Genomic DNA, 16,687 nt, shown 5'->3' with positions numbered 1-16,687 from the left:
CACGGGGGCTCCGGGACGACGGCGAGCGGCGCTCTCAGCGACGCGAGCGGCGTCGTGCACCGCCCCTCACGAGCTCCACGCACAGCAGCAGGAACGCCAGGGGGAACAGGATCGACGGGATGAAGGTGACCCCGGGCCACAGCACCGTGCCCGCGGCAGAGGCCACGAGCACCGCGACCAGGCAGAGGGCACTCACGCCGGCCAGCACGAGGGCCACCACGAGCAGCACCGGCAGACCTCCCCCGGTGCGGTGGTCGGCGGCGGCGGAGGTGGTGGGTGCGGTGGATTCAGGCATGCCCACAAGGTAGCAAGCCGGGGTTACGCGCTGGGTTGAACGGGGCCGCGGTCGAGCGCGCGGGGGATAAACTGTGGTGTTCGCAAGGCGCCGCGCAGCGGTGGCCGCAACGAGAAGAAGACGAGAGACTGAGGTGATCCGCGTGCCCACGGGCAAGGTCAAGTGGTTCGACGCAGACAAGGGTTTCGGTTTCCTGGCCACCGACGACGGCCAGGAGGTGTTCCTCCACGCGTCGGCACTGCCCCAGGGGGTGACCACGGTGAAGCCCGGCACCCGCATGGACTTCGGGATCGCGGACGGCAAGCGGGGGGCGCAGGCGCTGTCCGCCACTGTGCTCAGCGCACCGCCGTCGGTCACCCGCAACACCCGCAAGCCGCCGGAGGAGATGGCGGTGCTCACCGAGGACCTGATCCGCCTCCTGGACGGGATGTCCAACGGGCTGCGCCGCGGGCGCTACCCGGACCGCTCCCACGGGCACAAGATCGCGGCCATCCTGCGCACCGTGGCGGATGAGCTCGATGTCTGAGCGCACAGCACGGACCACGGACACCGCCCGCGCGGATGCTGCCAGCCCCCCGGCTCCGGCCGGGCAGATCCCGGACACGCAGTCCCCGGACGAGCAGACGGCCACCGGGCAGTCCCCGGACGAGCAGGCCCAGCAGGAGCAGTCCACCGCGGCCCAGAACCCCACCGAGCAGGGCTCCGCCGACCAGACCCCGGGTGGACGGAGTCCCGCCGGGCAGATCTCGGTGGGTGAGGCCCCGACGGAGCAGGAACCGCCGCAGCAGGACCGTGGGGAGGCCCCCGCGGCATCCCGGTCCGCAGCAGCGGTGACCGCCGCCGAGAGCGGCGCGGAACCGTCGTCGGCTCCGTCCCGTGGCGCGGCGAAGCGGCGCTCGGGACCGCGCACCCGCACGCCCAAGCAGGATCCCGTCCTCACGGAGGCCGTGGACCTGGCCCGGGAAGCGGTCGTGGCGGGCGCCCACGAGGACGGCGGCATCGGCGAGCACGTGGGTGTCACCGTCCACGAGGACCGTCTGCTCACGCACCTCTTCGACTGCACGCTCCCGGGGTACCCGGGGTGGACCTGGTACGCCACCGTGTCCCGCGCTCCCCGTTCCAAGCACGTGAGCGTGTGCGAGTCCGGTCTGCTGGCCGGCCCCCGCTCGCTCCTGGCGCCGGCCTGGATCCCGTGGGAGGAGCGCATGAACTCCCTGCACGCGGAGCAGGAGGGCGCAGAGCACGAGGGCACGGAGCAGCCGAGCCCCGAGCAGGCGGAGACCGACCGTCCCGACGACGCCGCGCGCGAGCCCCACGAGGGGTCCGCGGCCGGTGATCCCCCGGCCGGGCAGGACACGGTGTCCGCCGAGGGCGGCACGTCATCCTAGGCCGCGGGTCCGGCGCGGGGGAGCGGGGACCGGCGGCACCGGGTGCCACCGGGATGTTCCGATCGCTGCGGATCCGCAACTACCGGCTGTGGTTCACGGGGGCTCTGGTCTCCAACATCGGCACGTGGATGCAGCGCACGGCGCAGTCCTGGCTGGTGTTCGACGAGCTGACGGATCACGACTCCACCGCCATGGGCGTGGTCATGGCGCTGCAGTTCGTCCCGCAGCTGCTCCTGGCGCCGTACGCCGGGGTGCTCGCGGACCGCTACGACCGGCGCCGCATCCTGGTGCTCACCCAGGGGATCATGGCGCTGCTCGCCGCGGCGCTGGGAACGCTGCTGCTGCTCGACCTCGCGGGGCTGTCCACCGTGTACGTCTTCGCCCTGGCGCTGGGGGTCGTGGCCACGTTCGACGCTCCCGTGCGGCAGACGTTCGTCTCCGAGATGGTCCCGGACACCCACCTGTCCAATGCGGTGGCCCTGAACTCCACCTCGTTCAACTCCGCGCGGTTGATCGGCCCCGCGGTGGCCGGAGTGCTGGTGGCGGCCGTGGGCACCGGGTGGGTGTTCGTGCTCAACACCCTCACGTTCGCCGCCATGATCTGGGCAATCGTGCTGATCGACGCCGGGCGGCTGCGGCCCGCCCCGCGCGCCCGCCGGGGGCGCGGCCAGATCCGGGAGGGCATCGGCTACGTGGCGCACCGCCCGGACATCGTGGCGGTCATGGCCACGATCTTCATGATCGGCACCTTCGGCATGAACTTCGCGGTGTACCTCGCGGCCATGGCGGGTTCGGAGTTCGGGCGCGGCTCGGAGGAATTCGGGCTCCTGAACTCGATGCTGGCCCTGGGCACCGTGACCGGTGCCCTGCTCTCCGCCCGCCGCGAGCGGGCGCGGCTGCGCTACATCTTCATCGGCTGCGCGGCGTTCGCGGTCTCCTGCCTGGGGGCGGCCACGGCGCCCTCGCTGTGGCTGTTCGCCGTGTGGCTGATCCCGTGCGGCGTGTCCTCGCTGACCATCATGACCACGGCCAACGCCTACGTGCAGAGCACCACGGCGCCCGCCATGCGGGGACGCGTGATGAGCCTCTACATGGCGATCTTCATGGGCGGCACCCCGATCGGCGCCCCCGTGGTGGGGTGGCTCACGGACACGTTCGGAGCACGCTGGGGCATGGGCTCCGCGGTCCTCGCGGGTCTCGTGGGCGCGCTCATCGGGGCGTGGTTCGCGTGGCGCCACGTCCCCGCCCGCTCCGGGGCGCCCACGGCGGGCTGAACGCGGCAGGACGACGACGCCGCGGCGCCCGCCGCGCGCTCAGGCCAGTTCGCCCACGGCCCAGTCGATGCACCGCAGCAGCGCGCGCACGTCCTCGGGGGGAACGGACGCGAAGGTGGCGATGCGCAGCTGGTTGCGTCCGAGCTTGCGGTAGGGCTCCACGTCCAGCACACCGTTGGCCCGCAGGACGGAGGCCACCCGGGCCGCGTCCACGGCGGCGTCGAAGTCCACCGTGCACACCACGGGGGAGCGGTGCGCGGGATCGGCGACAAAAGGTTGCGCGTGCTCGCTGGCCTCGGCCCAGTCGTAGACCAGCCCGGAGGTCTCGGCGGTCCGCGCGGCGGCCCACGGCATGCCGCCCTGCTCGAGCAGCCAGCCGAGCTGCTCGTCCAGCATCACGAGCCCGGCGAGGGCCGGGGTGTTGTAGGTCTGGTGCTTGCGGGAGTTCTCCACGGCGGCGGCCAGCGAGAGCACGTCCGGGACCCAGCGCCCGGAGGCCGAGAGGCGCTCCACGCGCTCGAGGGCTGCGGGGGAGAACGCGGCGAACCAGATTCCGCCGTCGCTGCCGAAGTTCTTCTGCGGGGAGAAGTAGTAGACGTCCGTCTCGGCGATCTCCACGGCCATGCCGCCGGCGGCGGAGGTCGCGTCGACGACCGTGAGGGCGTCGTCGGCCACCACACGGCGCACCGGCATGGCCACCCCCGTGGAGGTCTCGTTCTGCGGCCATGCGTAGACGTCCACGTCCGGCAGGATGCGCGGTTCCTCGGGACGGGAGCCCGCGGGAGCCTCGAGCACCACGGAGCGTTCCAGGAACGGTGCCCGGTCGGTGACGCTCGCGAACTTGGCGCCGAACTCGCCGAAGGCCAGGTGCTCGGCGCGGGAGCGCACCAGGCCGAAAGCGGCGCTGTCCCAGAACACGCTGGCACCGCCCGTCCCCAGCACGATCTCGTAGCCCGCGGGCAGCCCCAGGAACTCGGCCAGCCGCTCCTGGATCCGGGCCACGAGGTCCTTGACGGGGGCCTGCCGGTGGGAGGTTCCCAGCAGCGTCGTTCCGGCCCGGGCGAGGGCACCCAGCTGCTCCGGGCGCACGCGGGACGGGCCAGCCCCGAACCGGCCGTCCTCGGGAAGCAGGTGCGGGGGGATCACGGGCAGATCGGTCACGGTGGGTCCTCCTGGAGGGCGGGACGGTGGTGTGCTCCATTGTGCTCGCCCCGGCCGGTGCTGCGGCGCACGACGACGGCGGGGACGAGACCCGCCTCGTTACAATTATCCTGAATCATTCACACCACGCTGGAGTGCACCCCCCACCGGGGGCCGTTGACCCGCGCGCCGCGGTGCGCAGAAATTCGAGGACGGACCATGAGCGGCGACCTGATCGACACCACCGAGATGTATCTGCGCACGGTGCTGGAGCTCGAGGAGGAGGGCATCACGCCCATGCGGGCCCGCATCGTGGAGCGGCTGCACCACTCCGGACCCACGGTGTCCCAGACGGTCTCCCGCATGGAGCGCGACGGTCTGCTGTCCGTGGCGCCGGACCGTTCCCTGCAGCTCACGCCCGCGGGCCGTGACACGGCCGTGTCCGTGATGCGCAAGCACCGCCTGGCCGAGCGGCTGCTCGCGGACGTGGTGGGACTGGACCTCGCGCACGTGCACGAGGAGGCCTGCCGCTGGGAGCACGTGATGAGCGAGCGCGTGGAGAGCCGGCTCGTGGACCTGCTCGGTGACCCCAAGGTCTCCCCGTACGGGACGCCCATTCCCTGTCGGGGCGGGGACGCCCCCGAGGTCTTCGGCGGCCTCACCCTCCTCGATGCCGCAGCGGCGGCCGACGGGGCGCAGTACGGGGTGCGACTGCTGCCCGAGGTGGTGCAGGCAGACCCCGAGCTGATCGAGACGCTCAGCTCCGCCGGCATCCTCACTGGGTCACGTGTCACCGCCGAGATCAACCCTGGTGACGAGCAGCGAGTCGTGGTCACCCATGTGGCATCGGGGGTCTCCCTGGACCTCGACGGAGCCACGGCACGGGCGATCCGGGTGAGCGCGACCGCCTCCTGAGCCCGGCCCGCGGGTGGGACCGTGATCTTTCCGATGTGTGGACAACCACACGGCCACCGGTGTGCCATGCCGCGCCGCACGGTGGTCCCCGGGACTGTCTCTGCAGGTCAAGGCTGTGTTCCCGACGGTGACGGGCCCCTGAGGCCTCCTCCTGGTTGATTCACTTTTCATGAACAAAAGGCCCGACTGATAGCCGTGACTGCCCGATCTGTGACCGGTTGTAATCAAAACGTGACATTCCCGTGATCTCTCCTGTACAGTCGTTACCGTGCCGATCACTGGTCGGATCCGGCACTCCCGAGCGCTCGCCGAGTTCTGCCATGCGCCTTGGGATCCCGTACACAGAACATCCGCATGGCAGAAGCGGGGGAACCACTTCCCGGATTCGTCACAGCCCGTCGAATCCTTGGGGTCAAGCCAGCACGGCCCATCGGCTCGTGCGGCCGGATGTCTCCCATCCGAACCCGACAGCTCACCCCGCAGGCGTAGGGAGGAACACACACATGTCTTTCATGAAGCAGAGCTCCGCCCGCCACCGCGCTGAGACCCAGTCTCACGTGGTGCGCAACACCACCGTTGCCACCATTGCGGCCGGCGCGGCCGTGGCCGGCATGACGATGCCCGCTCAGGCATCCAGTGACATCGTGGAGCTGGGCTCCACCTCGTCCTACAGCGCCGACACCTCGCTGGGCGCCTACAACGCTTCCTACACCACCCCGGCCCCGGATGCCATGGCGTCCGGCTCCGGTGTGAGCACGCAGTCGAACCACGCCGCAGGCGGCATCGTGGGCGATGCCTACGCCGGCATCGGTGGCGCGTACGTGTGGGGCGGCACGGGCTTCAAGGCCTGGGACTGCTCTGGCTTCACCCAGTCGGTCTACGCCCAGAACGGGATCAGCATTCCCCGCACCACCTGGGCCCAGTTCGCGGCCGGCACCCCCACCTCCACCCCGCAGCCCGGTGACCTGGTCTCCCAGAACGGCGGCTCGCACGTGGGCATCTACATCGGCAACGGTCAGATGATCTCCGCCCTCAACCCCGCGCAGGGCACGCAGATCCACTCTGTGAACGCCATGCAGCTGGACGGCTACTACACCTTCCGCTGATCGGGTGTGCCTGCGGCGCCCTCGGGCGCCGCAGGCATCGATCCAGTGATGAACACGGCACGGCGCATCGGCCCGCACCCGGGCGGTGCGCACGTGCTCGCACGAACTGACATCAGAAGACATCGCCAACCCGCCCTCCCTCGGTGAGTTGCGGCAGCACTGCGCTGCCCGACGACCACCGCACATCTCCGTGCCCTGGGCGGACACGAACGTGTTAGGAAACCACACGCATGACGAACGAAACCACCACTCAGTCGGCCAAGGGTCTGTTCGCGGGCAAGGCTCGCACTGTGGCAGCCGTTGCCGCCTTCTCCGGTCTGGCTCTCGCCACCACCGTGTCGGTGCAGGCCACGCAGAACGCGTCCGACGAGCAGGCTCCCGCCGCCGCCGTGTCCGAAGCTCCCGCCTCCGAGAAGACCGTCTCCGCCGAGCCGGCCGCCAAGGCTGACAAGGCCGAGAAGGCTGAGAAGGCTCCTGCCAAGAAGGCCGAGCCCGCCAAGGCTCCGGTCCAGCCCGCCGTGGTGCAGGCCGCCCCCGTGGCCGAGGTGACCCCGGTCGAGGCGCCCGCCGTGGTGCAGGCCGCCCCCGTGGCCGAGGTGACCCCGGTCGAGGCGCCCGCCGCTCCCCAGGTGGCTCCCGCCGCCCAGACCGTGACCCCGGTCGCGGAGCAGGCTCCGGCTCCGGCCCAGGGCCGCCACGCCGCGCAGCCCACCCAGCAGACGCTGCAGGCCGAGGCCGCCGCTGAGCAGGGCAACGCCATCTACAACTACGGTGCCCCCCAGGGCGGGTACACCGCTCAGACCGGCTACACCGCTCAGGCCGGCTACACCGCTCAGACCGGGTACGACACCACCGCCAATACCGGCAAGGTGACCACTCAGTCCAGCACCGCCCCCAAGCAGGCCAAGGCCGCGTCCAGCACCCCGGCTTCCGGCCAGGGCCAGGCCATCCTGAGCGCCGCTGAGGGCCAGATCGGCGTCAACCAGGACTGCACCGCCCTGGTGAGCAACGCACTGGCAGCGGTGGGCATCAACCACCACGGCTGGCCCGCCAGCTACAAGTCCCTCGGCACCCCGGTCTCCGCCGCTGAGGCCCAGGCCGGCGACATCGCCTACTACGCCGACGGCGGCGCCGGCGTGGCCCACGTGGCCATCTACGCCGGCAACGGCCAGGCCATCCACGGCGGCTGGAACGGCAACCAGACCGTGAAGACCACCGCGAACGTTGGCTCCGGCCCGGAGTACATCCGCGTCGGCTGAGCTCTCCCGAGTTCGGCACCGCGCTGATCGGCGCGGTGCCACACCTCGCATCGAGTCGGGACCGGTTGTGTACCCGCTCCCGACGAGGACGAGATGAATGCGTACGGACCCTGATGACCACAGGGTCCGTACGTTTTCTCGTCTCTGCATCCCTCTGCATCCCTCCACGTCACTGCCGGGCAGTGCGCGCCCGCCACGGGACCAATCATCCCGTTCGTCCACCGCGGGCTGCCGGGGCCAGCGTGCGGGTGACGTCCAGGGGACGGGATCTAGAATGGACGCCATGTCCACCGATTTCTCGAGCGCAGCCAGAACCCCCCAGGACCAGGAATTCACCTACTACGCCGTGGGGATGGTGGCCGGCGCGATTCCCGGCATCGTCGTGGGATTCATCGTGGCGGCCTTCGCCGGCCACGCGGCCATGTGGCTGTCCGTGTTCGGCGGTCTCGGGATCATCGTGGGTCTCGTGCTGGCGGCGCTCATCTTCCGCCGCCGCCGTGCCGCCGCCCGCGGGCGCGAGGAATCAGGGGCCCTCGTCCCGGACGCCTCTCAGCAGCCCGGGGCGGACTCCACCGCCACGCCGCCGACCCACCGCTCCTGACGTCGACCACGCGGAGCCGTAACCAGCCGCGTACCCTCACTTCGGCGCAACGGCGCGACCCGCGTGCCCTCACCTCGTAGGAATGATGCGACCCGGGTGCACTCACCTCGGCAGAGTGGTGCCAGCCTGGTGAACAGTGGGTCGGCCACGAATCCCCTCGGCGCGCCGCCCCTCCCCGTTGCTCACTGCCCGGTGAGCAACTGAATCTCACGTGCCACATTGCGCCGAGCCTGCGTCTCCCACAGTGCCACCGCAGTGCCGTGGTGGAACAGACGGGGACTGGACAGCAGGTTCTGCAGCACCTCGGCGCGGGCGGCCCGGAACTGGCTCTCGGGGACGTCTGCGTACTCCCGGCGCACATCCGCGCGGTAGCGCTCGTACTCCTCCACGGTGCCCCCGAGCACGGCAAGATCCGCGTCCACGAGCACACAGGCGTCCCGGTCCGTGGGATCCGGCCGGTGCGCCACGGTGACCATGACGAGCTCTGCGACCCTGTCGGCAAGGCCGACCGGCCACGACTCCGCAGCTCCTGGACCCCGTCCTTCGCGCGGGGCCGCCCGAACCCCGGACCCGGGGGCGGCGTCGCCCTCCCCGCTGCCCCCCAGGGCGGGGGACCGCCCCGCCCTGCCGCGGCCGGCCGTCGGGGGTGAATCCGGCGCCCACCCGTCGGGGCCCAGCAGCTGCCGGGCGAGGGCCGCCGAGTCCTTCTCGTCCTCGCCGGCCCGCCCCCGGTGCACGGCGTCGTGGAACCACGCCGCCAGCGCGAGCTCCTGGGACGGGTGCCCGTCCGTGAGCAGATCCACCGCCTCCAGCACCTTCAGCAGGTGGGCGGGGCCGTGGTAGGCACGGTGCGGTTCGAGCCAGCGCTCCAGCAGGTGCGAGCCCAGGTCGGGATGCCCCGGAACGTGCCGCTCCCAGCGGCGGGTGAGCGCCGGGGCCAGCTTGGCCGGGCGGCGTCGTGCGGGGACCCGCAGGCCGCTGCGGATCAGGATCCGCGCGAGATCCTTGCCTTCCACCGCGACCGCGCCGAGGGCCAGGGCGTCTGCGTGGCGGTGCGCGGGAATGTCGTAGTGGTCCTGGTCGAACGCACGCACGGACACGCCCAGGCGCGAGGCGAACTCGTGCAGCTCGGCCAGGGACTGGTCCGAGACGAGGTGGGAGAACACGGTCCCGTGGGCGGGCCAGCGCGGGGGATCGATGTAGAGCGTCATGGTGACCATTGTGCGCCTGACTCGCGGGGCGGGTCCCCCGCGGATAAGCTGGTGCAGTGTTGCCCTCGTAGCTCAGGGGATAGAGCACGGCTCTCCTAAAGCCGGTGTCGTTGGTTCGAATCCAATCGAGGGCACGAACGATGCCCTGCCCGGTTCCGGGCGGGGCATCCGTCGCTCGGCGGTGGAGCAGTCAGCCCCGTGGACGCTGGCCGGGCAGCTCGCCCTCGGAGAAGGCGTTGATCTTGCGGCGCACCACGGAGATGCTCACGAGCACCGCGATGAGCAGCAGGAGCGCGGTCAGCACCCAGCGGGTGACCACCAGGCCGGAGGCGAGCGCCACGGCGCCGCTGTCCTCGGGGTGAGCCACAGCGGCGTCGAGCGCGGCGTTGCCCGCCAGGAAGACCACGGCGTACGCCAGGACCACGGACCAGTAGACCCACTTTCGGGCTCGCTGCGGGGTGTTGAGACCGGTGAACAGCAGCCATCCCAGGCTCAGCAGCAGGGGAGTGAACAGTCCGGTGGTCGCGTGCACGCCCTCGTAGGAGGCGAGGCCCTCCGCGCCCAGTCCGCGCGCGAAGGCGGCGATGTGCTGGGAGTCGAAGCCGCCGGGCATCAGCTCGGGAGCGGTCACCCCTCCGGCCAGGTTCCCGGACACGCCCTGCAGGACGAGCAGGTGGTAGTACAGCCAGAGCGCGACTCCCACGAAGGACGCGACCCCCACGAGGATTCCGGCGGAGGAGCCCTTGGTGGGGTCCGCGGCGAGCTGCCCGTCCCGCATCTCGTGGACGCTCACGGGGCGCACGGAGTCTCCCTGGGCGCTCGTGGATCCGGCCGGGGCAGCACCCGCGGCCTCCCCGTGCTTCCTGGCCTTCTGCGCTCTGGTCATACCCATGGCTCCATTATCCCCCGGGGCGTACTGTGAATCGAAGACGGGTACCCACTCTCGACGACGAGGTGGAGGACAGGTGCCCCCGGCGGGCACCGCGAAAGGTGGTGACGGTCATGGAGCTCTCCATCGGCCTTCCGGACGGTCTGCTCATGAACGCGGGTGACGGCTCGGAGCTCACGCTGTACGAGGCCGACCACTGCACGGTGCGCCGCAGGATCGACTGCTCCGTCCTCGAGGGCGCCCGCATGGCCGACATCGTCTGGTCCCACAAGCTCTCCGCCGTGGTCGCGGCGGTCCCCGAACGCCACCGGCTCTACCGCTGGGACGCCTACACGGACGAGCTCCAGGAGTGGGCGGGCACGGGAGAGCCCGGCCGCAGGGACGGCACGCTCGGCCAGGCCACGTTCGCGGCCACCGTGTCCATCACGGAGGCCGGGGACGGCACACTCTGGTTCGTGGACCGGGACTCCTCCTCGCTGCGGCGCATTGACATCAACACGGACCGGCCCGACGGCGCGCCCCACGTGGTCACGGTCGTCGGCAGGCACGGGGCCGGGTACCGGGACGGTGCGGCGTCCGAGGCCGCGCTCGACCATCCCCAGGACCTGCAGATCCTCTACGACGGCTCCGTGGTGGTGGCCGACACCGGCAACCACGCCCTGCGGCACGTGGACACCTCCGACGGCGAGGTCACGACCATCTTCGGGGGCCCGGAGCAGGTGCTCGACGAGCTGAGCGACGACGACCTCGTGCTGGAGGCTCCCGTGCGGGTCACCGTGGCGGACTCCCACCTCTGGGTCGAGGACGCGAACGGCCGCCACCAGGTGGAACCCCGGTACGTCTGACGGGCTGGCAGTCGTGCGGTGCCGGACACCGGGGCCCGGCACCGGCTGCCCGTCGCCGGTGAGGCCACCGTGCGGGTCCGCGCCCGGCTGCGCGTCCGAGCCGCTGGATAGACTGGGCGCACCATGGACTACCTCTCTGACAACCCCCTGCTCTCTGCCTCGTCGGTGCGCTCCCCGGCCGGTGGCGTCTCTGCCGAGCCGTCCGACGCCGCGGCGTCCCCGGAGCAGCTCGTGGCGGGGCTCAACGACCCGCAGCGCGCGGCGGTCGAGCACTCGGGTTCACCCCTGCTGATCGTCGCGGGCGCGGGGTCGGGCAAGACGAGGGTGCTGACCCACCGGATCGCGCACCTGCTGGCCACCGGTCGGGCCGGCCGTGGTGAGATCCTGGCCATCACGTTCACCAACAAGGCCGCGGCGGAGATGCGCGAGCGGATCGTGGACCTGGTGGGGGACTCCGCCCGTTCCATGTGGATCTCCACGTTCCACTCGCTGTGCGTGCGGATCCTGCGCCGCGAGGCCAAGACCCTGGGACTGAGCACGAACTTCTCCATCTACGACTCCGCGGACTCGCTGCGGCTGATCACCCAGGTGGCCAAGCAGCACGAGCTGGACCCCAAGCGCTTCGCGCCGAAGGCCATCCAGCACAAGATCTCCGCGCTGAAGAACGAGCTCGTGGACGACGAGACGTACCTGGCGCGGGCCAGCTCCACGGACCCCTTCGAGTCCGCGGTCGCGCAGGTGTACCGGGGGTACACCCAGCGGCTGCGCGCGGCCAACGCCATGGACTTCGACGACCTGATCGGCGAGACCGTGCACATGTTCCGCGCGTTCCCCCAGGTCCTCGAGTACTACCGGCGGCGGTTCCGCCACGTGCTGGTGGACGAGTACCAGGACACCAACCACGCCCAGTACGCCCTGGTCCGGGAACTCGTGGGAGGGAACTCTCCCGGTCACACGGACGAGTCCGGGATCCCCGCGGCCGAGCTCACGGTGGTGGGCGACTCCGACCAGTCCATCTACGCGTTCCGCGGGGCGGACATCCGCAACATCACGGACTTCGAACGGGACTTCCCGTCCGCGCGCACCATCCTGCTGGAGCAGAACTACCGCTCCACCCAGAACATCCTCTCCGCGGCCAACGCGGTGATCTCGCAGAACGCGGACCGCCGGGACAAGAAGCTGTGGACGGCCGAGGGTGACGGCGCACCCATCGTGGGCTACGCGGCGGAGAACGAGCACGAGGAGGCGCGGTTCATCGCGGAGGAGATCGACCGCCTCCAGGACGAGCACGGGATCCGCCCCGGGGACGTGGCCGTGTTCTACCGCACCAACGCCCAGTCCCGCTCCCTGGAGGAGATCCTCATGCGGGTGGGGCTGCCGTACAAGGTGGTCGGGGGCACGCGCTTCTACGAGCGCAAGGAGATCAAGGACGCCATCTCCTACCTGCGGGCGATCGCCAACCCCTCGGACGACATCACCGTGCGCCGGATCATCAACGAGCCCAAGCGCGGGATCGGCGACCGTGCCCAGGGGTCGATCGCCGCGCTCGCCGAGCGCGAGGGGATCTCGTTCTCCGCGGCCATGCACCGGCTGGACGAGGCCCCGGCCCTGGCCACCCGTTCCGCCAACGCGATCCGCTCGTTCTCCCAGCTCATGGACGACCTCGCCGAACTGGCCGAGGGGGCGTCCGTGACCGCGGTGCTGGAGGCCGTGCTGGAGCAGTCCGGCTACCTCGAGGCCCTGCGCACGTCCACGGATCCCCAGGACGAGTCCCGGGTGGAGAACCTCGCCGAGCTCGTGGCCGTGGTGCGCGAGTTCGAGAAGGACCACCCGGACGCGGGGCTCGGCCAGTTCCTCGAGCACGTGGCCCTCGTGGCGGACGCGGACCAGATCCCCTCCCGGCCGGACACCGCCGGGGAGGGAGCGGCCAGCGCCCAGCAGATCGCGGCGGAGGTGGAGGAGGCCCGGTCCCTGGGGGTGGTCACCCTCATGACCCTGCACACCGCCAAGGGGCTGGAGTTCCCCGTGGTGTTCCTGACCGGCATGGAGCACGGGATCTTCCCCCACCAGCGCAGCTTCGCGGATCCCTCCAGCATGGAGGAGGAGCGTCGGCTCGCGTACGTGGGCATCACCCGTGCCCGGCAGCGGCTCTACATCACCCGGGCGGAGTCCCGCTCCATGTGGGGGCAGTCCCAGTTCAATCCGGCCAGCCCGTTCCTGGACGAGATCCCCGCCCACCTCATCGACTGGAAGCGGGAGGGCTCCGCCGCGGCGGGAGGCTGGGGGTCACCCATGCACTCCGGCCCGTCCGGTTCCCGGGATCCGCTGCGAGGGTCGTCGTGGGGGGCCGCCGCCGGTTCCGGAGCCACGTTCCGTCGCCTCTCACCGGCCTCGGCGGGCAGGGTGCAGCCGCAGAAGGAGATCCCCTCCCTGAGTGTGGGGGACACCGTGGAGCACAAGGCCTTCGGCCGCGGATCGGTGGTCGCGGTGGAGGGCAACGGGGACAAGACCGTGGCCAAGGTGCGCTTCGGGGCCGAGGAGAAACGGCTCCTGCTGCTCTACGCACCCATGTCCAAGGTCTCGTGACGGAGCGGGCGCGGGCGTCCGGTGCCGCGTCAGACGAGGGCGTGGACCAGGACCGTGAACGGTGCCGTCACGCGCAGGGACTCCCCGGAGCGCACGTGCAGCATGCCCAGCAGCACGCTGGCCACGAGCGTGCTCAGCCCCGCGGCCTGTCCCCGTGACAGCAGGGCCACGGTGCCCAGGCACACCCCGGTGACCAGCCCGCCCCACGGGATCAACCGCGCGCCCCGGAACGTGGCCACGCCGAGCACGGCCCGGTGGGAGTACGCCAGCAGCCCGGCCACCACGAGGCAGCGCCCCACGAGGTACACGAGCCACGCGGCCATCGCGAGCCAGGCGCCGCCACCGTACTGCGCGTAGAGGTCCAGGAACCGGTCCACCGGGGGGAAGCCCCACGGCAGCCCCACCACGGCGGGCAGCGCGATCGCCGTGACGACGGCGGCCGCGAAGTACCCGAGGACGGCTCGCCAGGCGCGGTGGTCCGGCCCGTCCGCCCGCTCACCCGCGGGCCGGTCCGGGGACAGGGGGTCCAGACCGCGGCGTCGGCACCAGAGCACGAGGGCGCGCGCCAGCAGCAGCCACACCGCACCGAGCCCCACCCAGGTCAGGCACTGCCAGCCGAGGGGGTAGAGCGACGGGACGTCACCCGTGAGGGTCAGGTACGTGCCGTCGACCACGAGCTCGAGTCCCAGCGCCACGAACGAGAACGTGGCGAGCGAGGCCATGAACCCGTGGTCCGCTTCCCGGGCGTCCCAGACGTCCGGCAGTCCGATCCATTGCATGGACCCAGTCAACCAGGCGATCCCGGGTGGCAGCGCATCGTGGGCTGTGGGTTCACGCAGGCCCCGGTGGGGCGAATCGCCGCGCCATGGACTAAAATCACAGTGAGGGCACTGTGAGCGCAGCGCTGCGCCGCATCCCCCCACATCAGGTCGCTCCAGCCGGGGGTTCCCGGCGCGGAACGACACACCTCGACGCAGAAGGACACTTATCCGTGGACCTGTTTGAGTACCAGGCACGCGACCTGTTCGAGAAGCACGGAGTCCCCGTGCTGGCCGGCATCGTCGCCACTACCCCAGAAGAAGCCAAGGCAGCTGCTGAGAAGATCGGCGGCGTGACCGTCGTCAAGGCCCAGGTCAAGGTGGGCGGTCGCGGCAAGGCGGGCGGCGTCAAGGTCGCGAAGTCCCCCGAGGAGGCCTTCGAGTACGCCCAGCAGATCCTGGGCATGGACATCAAGGGCCACACCGTGCACCGCGTGATGATCGCGCAGGGCGCGGACATCGCCGAGGAGTACTACTTCTCCGTCCTGCTGGACCGCGCCAACCGCTCCTACCTGGCCATGTGCTCGGTCGAGGGCGGCATGGAGATCGAGCAGCTGGCCGTGGAGCGTCCGGAGGCCCTGGCCCGCGTGGACGTGAACCCCGCCGAGGGCATCACCGAGGCCAAGGCCCGCGAGATCGTGGAGCAGGCCAAGTTCGACGCCGAGACCGCTGCCAAGGTCGTGCCCGTGCTGGTCAAGCTGGGCGAGGTCTACGCCAAGGAGGACGCCACCCTGGTGGAGGTCAACCCCCTGGTCAAGACCGGTGACGGGGAGATCCTCGCGCTGGACGGCAAGGTGTCCCTGGACGACAACGCCGAGTTCCGCCACGAGGACCACGCCGCGCTCGCGGACAAGACCACGGCCGATCCCCTGGAGGAGAAGGCCAAGGAGAACGACCTCAACTACGTCAAGCTGGACGGCGAGGTCGGGATCATCGGCAACGGCGCCGGCCTCGTGATGTCCACCCTGGACGTCGTGGCCTACGCCGGCGAGAAGCACGGTGACGTGAAGCCCGCCAACTTCCTGGACATCGGCGGCGGCGCCTCGGCCGAGGTCATGGCCGCGGGCCTGGACGTCATCCTGGGCGACCCCCAGGTGAAGTCCGTGTTCGTCAACGTCTTCGGCGGCATCACCGCGTGCGACGCCGTGGCCAACGGCATCGTCAAGGCCCTGGAGATCCTCGGCGACTCCGCCACCAAGCCCATCGTGGTGCGGCTGGACGGCAACAACGTGGACGAGGGTCGCGCGATCCTCCGCGAGGCCAACCACCCGCTGATCACCACCGCGGACACCATGGACGCCGGCGCCGACAAGGCCGCCGAGCTCGCCCACTCCGCCAAGTAACCGCCCACGAGCAGAGCTACCAGGAAGAAGACATGTCGATCTTTTTGAACAAGGACTCCAAGGTCATCGTTCAGGGCATCACCGGCGGCGAGGGCACCAAGCACACCGCACGCATGCTCGCGGCCGGGACCCAGGTCATGGGCGGCGTCAACGCCCGCAAGGCCGGGACCACCGTGAACCACCAGGACAAGGACGGCAACGCCGTCGAGCTGCCGGTCTTCGGCTCCGTGGCCGAGGCCATGAAGGAGACCGGTGCGAACGCGTCGATCGTCTTCGTGCCGCCGGCCTTCTGCAAGGACGCCGTGATCGAGGCCATCGACGCCGAGATCCCGCTGGTCGTGGTGATCACCGAGGGCATCCCCGTGCAGGACTCCGCCGAGTTCTGGGCCCACTCCCAGGCGAACACCGGTGCGGACGGCAAGCCCAAGACCCGCATCATCGGCCCCAACTGCCCGGGCATCATCTCCCCGGAGGAGTCGCTGCTGGGCATCACGCCCGCGAACATCACCGGCAAGGGCAAGCTGGGCCTGGTGTCCAAGTCCGGCACCCTGACCTATCAGATGATGTACGAGCTGCGTGACCTGGGCTTCACCACCGCCATCGGCATCGGCGGTGACCCGGTCATCGGCACCACCCACATCGACGCCCTCGAGGCGTTCGAGGCGGACCCCGAGACCGAGGCCATCGTGATGATCGGTGAGATCGGCGGCGACGCCGAGGAGCGCGCCGCGGACTTCATCAAGGCCAACGTCACCAAGCCCGTGGTGGGCTACGTGGCGGGCTTCACCGCTCCCGAGGGCAAGACCATGGGCCACGCCGGCGCCATCGTCTCCGGCTCCTCCGGAACGGCCCAGGCCAAGAAGGAGGCCCTCGAGGCCGCCGGGGTCAAGGTCGGCAAGACCCCCTCGGAGACCGCGCAGCTCATGCGGGAGATCTTCGAGACCAAGTGAGTCGCGCCCGGCTCCGTCCGGGACCCGCGCTGAGAACGACGCCGCTCGCCCACCTCGGTGGGGGAGC

General features: G+C 70.9%; 16 protein-coding genes, 1 tRNA gene and 1 riboswitch. Of the genes, 12 read left to right on the top strand and 5 right to left on the bottom strand.

Features of this window, described 5'->3' with window-relative positions; translation table 11 throughout:
* Window positions 1–34: 34 nt before the first annotated feature.
* A complete protein-coding gene (locus D9R02_RS08530) occupies window positions 35–295 on the bottom strand; it encodes a hypothetical protein (protein ID WP_102613769.1) in 261 nt (86 codons plus the stop codon).
* 142 nt (window positions 296–437) lie between these two features.
* On the opposite strand from D9R02_RS08530, the gene D9R02_RS08525 reads away from it, so the two are divergent.
* Genes D9R02_RS08525 through D9R02_RS08515 form a run of 3 tightly spaced genes read left to right on the top strand, consistent with a single transcriptional unit; the run spans window position 438 to window position 2,957 of the window.
* Entirely contained in the window at window positions 438–821 is a 384-nt protein-coding gene (locus D9R02_RS08525) for a cold-shock protein (protein WP_029603266.1), read from the top strand.
* Entirely contained in the window at window positions 814–1,683 is an 870-nt protein-coding gene (locus tag D9R02_RS08520) for a DUF3027 domain-containing protein (protein WP_121566738.1), read from the top strand. Before D9R02_RS08525 ends, D9R02_RS08520 begins: the two co-directional genes overlap by 8 nt.
* 53 nt (window positions 1,684–1,736) lie before the next feature.
* On the top strand, window positions 1,737–2,957 hold the full coding sequence (locus tag D9R02_RS08515; RefSeq protein ID WP_047978762.1) for an MFS transporter: 1,221 nt from the start codon (window positions 1,737–1,739) through the stop codon (window positions 2,955–2,957).
* A gap of 39 nt (window positions 2,958–2,996) precedes the next feature.
* Here the strand turns inward: D9R02_RS08515 and serC are convergent, their stop codons facing one another.
* Entirely contained in the window at window positions 2,997–4,118 is a 1,122-nt protein-coding gene (serC, locus tag D9R02_RS08510; protein WP_059280809.1) for a phosphoserine transaminase, read from the bottom strand.
* 198 nt (window positions 4,119–4,316) lie between these two features.
* Here serC and D9R02_RS08505 point away from each other — a divergent pair, with 198 nt between their 5' ends.
* From D9R02_RS08505 to D9R02_RS08490, 4 genes are all read left to right on the top strand, one after another.
* A complete protein-coding gene (locus D9R02_RS08505) occupies window positions 4,317–5,012 on the top strand; it encodes a metal-dependent transcriptional regulator (protein WP_121566737.1) in 696 nt (231 codons plus the stop codon).
* A 338-nt stretch (window positions 5,013–5,350) separates the two neighbouring features.
* Window positions 5,351–5,510: riboswitch (cyclic di-AMP (ydaO/yuaA leader) on the top strand.
* Between the two features lie 5 nt (window positions 5,511–5,515).
* The gene (locus tag D9R02_RS08500) at window positions 5,516–6,118 is read left to right on the top strand and encodes a C40 family peptidase (protein WP_070636156.1); all 603 of its coding nucleotides are present in this window, start codon (window positions 5,516–5,518) and stop codon (window positions 6,116–6,118) included.
* Between the two features lie 230 nt (window positions 6,119–6,348).
* Window positions 6,349–7,377 carry a C40 family peptidase gene (locus tag D9R02_RS08495; RefSeq protein ID WP_121566736.1) on the top strand — a complete coding sequence of 343 codons (1,029 nt, stop codon included), beginning with the start codon at window positions 6,349–6,351 and terminating at the stop codon, window positions 7,375–7,377.
* A gap of 283 nt (window positions 7,378–7,660) precedes the next feature.
* Window positions 7,661–7,978 (top strand): hypothetical protein, encoded by a 318-nt coding sequence (locus D9R02_RS08490; RefSeq protein WP_259463933.1) that lies wholly within the window; start codon window positions 7,661–7,663, stop codon window positions 7,976–7,978.
* A 182-nt stretch (window positions 7,979–8,160) separates the two neighbouring features.
* Here the strand turns inward: D9R02_RS08490 and D9R02_RS08485 are convergent, their stop codons facing one another.
* Complete coding sequence (locus D9R02_RS08485; RefSeq protein ID WP_259463932.1) at window positions 8,161–9,189, bottom strand: DUF4031 domain-containing protein; 1,029 nt, start codon at window positions 9,187–9,189, stop codon at window positions 8,161–8,163.
* A 61-nt stretch (window positions 9,190–9,250) separates the two neighbouring features.
* On the opposite strand from D9R02_RS08485, the gene D9R02_RS08480 reads away from it, so the two are divergent.
* Window positions 9,251–9,323: transfer RNA gene (locus D9R02_RS08480), tRNA-Arg, on the top strand.
* A gap of 56 nt (window positions 9,324–9,379) precedes the next feature.
* Here D9R02_RS08480 and D9R02_RS08475 read toward each other — a convergent pair.
* Complete coding sequence (locus D9R02_RS08475) at window positions 9,380–10,075, bottom strand: hypothetical protein (RefSeq protein ID WP_039100874.1); 696 nt, start codon at window positions 10,073–10,075, stop codon at window positions 9,380–9,382.
* Between the two features lie 116 nt (window positions 10,076–10,191).
* Here D9R02_RS08475 and D9R02_RS08470 point away from each other — a divergent pair, with 116 nt between their 5' ends.
* Together D9R02_RS08470 and pcrA are read left to right on the top strand one after the other, a co-directional pair.
* The gene (locus D9R02_RS08470; protein ID WP_083310874.1) at window positions 10,192–10,923 is read left to right on the top strand and encodes an NHL repeat-containing protein; all 732 of its coding nucleotides are present in this window, start codon (window positions 10,192–10,194) and stop codon (window positions 10,921–10,923) included.
* Between the two features lie 123 nt (window positions 10,924–11,046).
* Window positions 11,047–13,509, top strand: a complete 2,463-nt coding sequence (gene pcrA, locus D9R02_RS08465; RefSeq protein ID WP_121566733.1) for a DNA helicase PcrA — start codon at window positions 11,047–11,049, stop codon at window positions 13,507–13,509.
* Between the two features lie 29 nt (window positions 13,510–13,538).
* Here pcrA and D9R02_RS08460 read toward each other — a convergent pair whose 3' ends face one another.
* The gene (locus tag D9R02_RS08460; RefSeq protein ID WP_121566732.1) at window positions 13,539–14,288 is read right to left on the bottom strand and encodes a hypothetical protein; all 750 of its coding nucleotides are present in this window, start codon (window positions 14,286–14,288) and stop codon (window positions 13,539–13,541) included.
* Between the two features lie 212 nt (window positions 14,289–14,500).
* Between D9R02_RS08460 and sucC the strand changes: the two genes are divergently transcribed.
* A complete protein-coding gene (gene sucC, locus D9R02_RS08455) occupies window positions 14,501–15,670 on the top strand; it encodes an ADP-forming succinate--CoA ligase subunit beta (RefSeq protein WP_039100878.1) in 1,170 nt (389 codons plus the stop codon).
* Window positions 15,671–15,702: 32 nt separating this feature from the next.
* Complete coding sequence (sucD, locus tag D9R02_RS08450; RefSeq protein ID WP_039100879.1) at window positions 15,703–16,620, top strand: succinate--CoA ligase subunit alpha; 918 nt, start codon at window positions 15,703–15,705, stop codon at window positions 16,618–16,620.
* Window positions 16,621–16,687: the final 67 nt, after the last annotated feature.

Source organism: Kocuria rhizophila, from assembly GCF_003667225.1.
Classification (GTDB): domain Bacteria; phylum Actinomycetota; class Actinomycetes; order Actinomycetales; family Micrococcaceae; genus Kocuria; species Kocuria rhizophila.
This window is presented reverse-complemented; position numbering and strand designations above follow the sequence as displayed.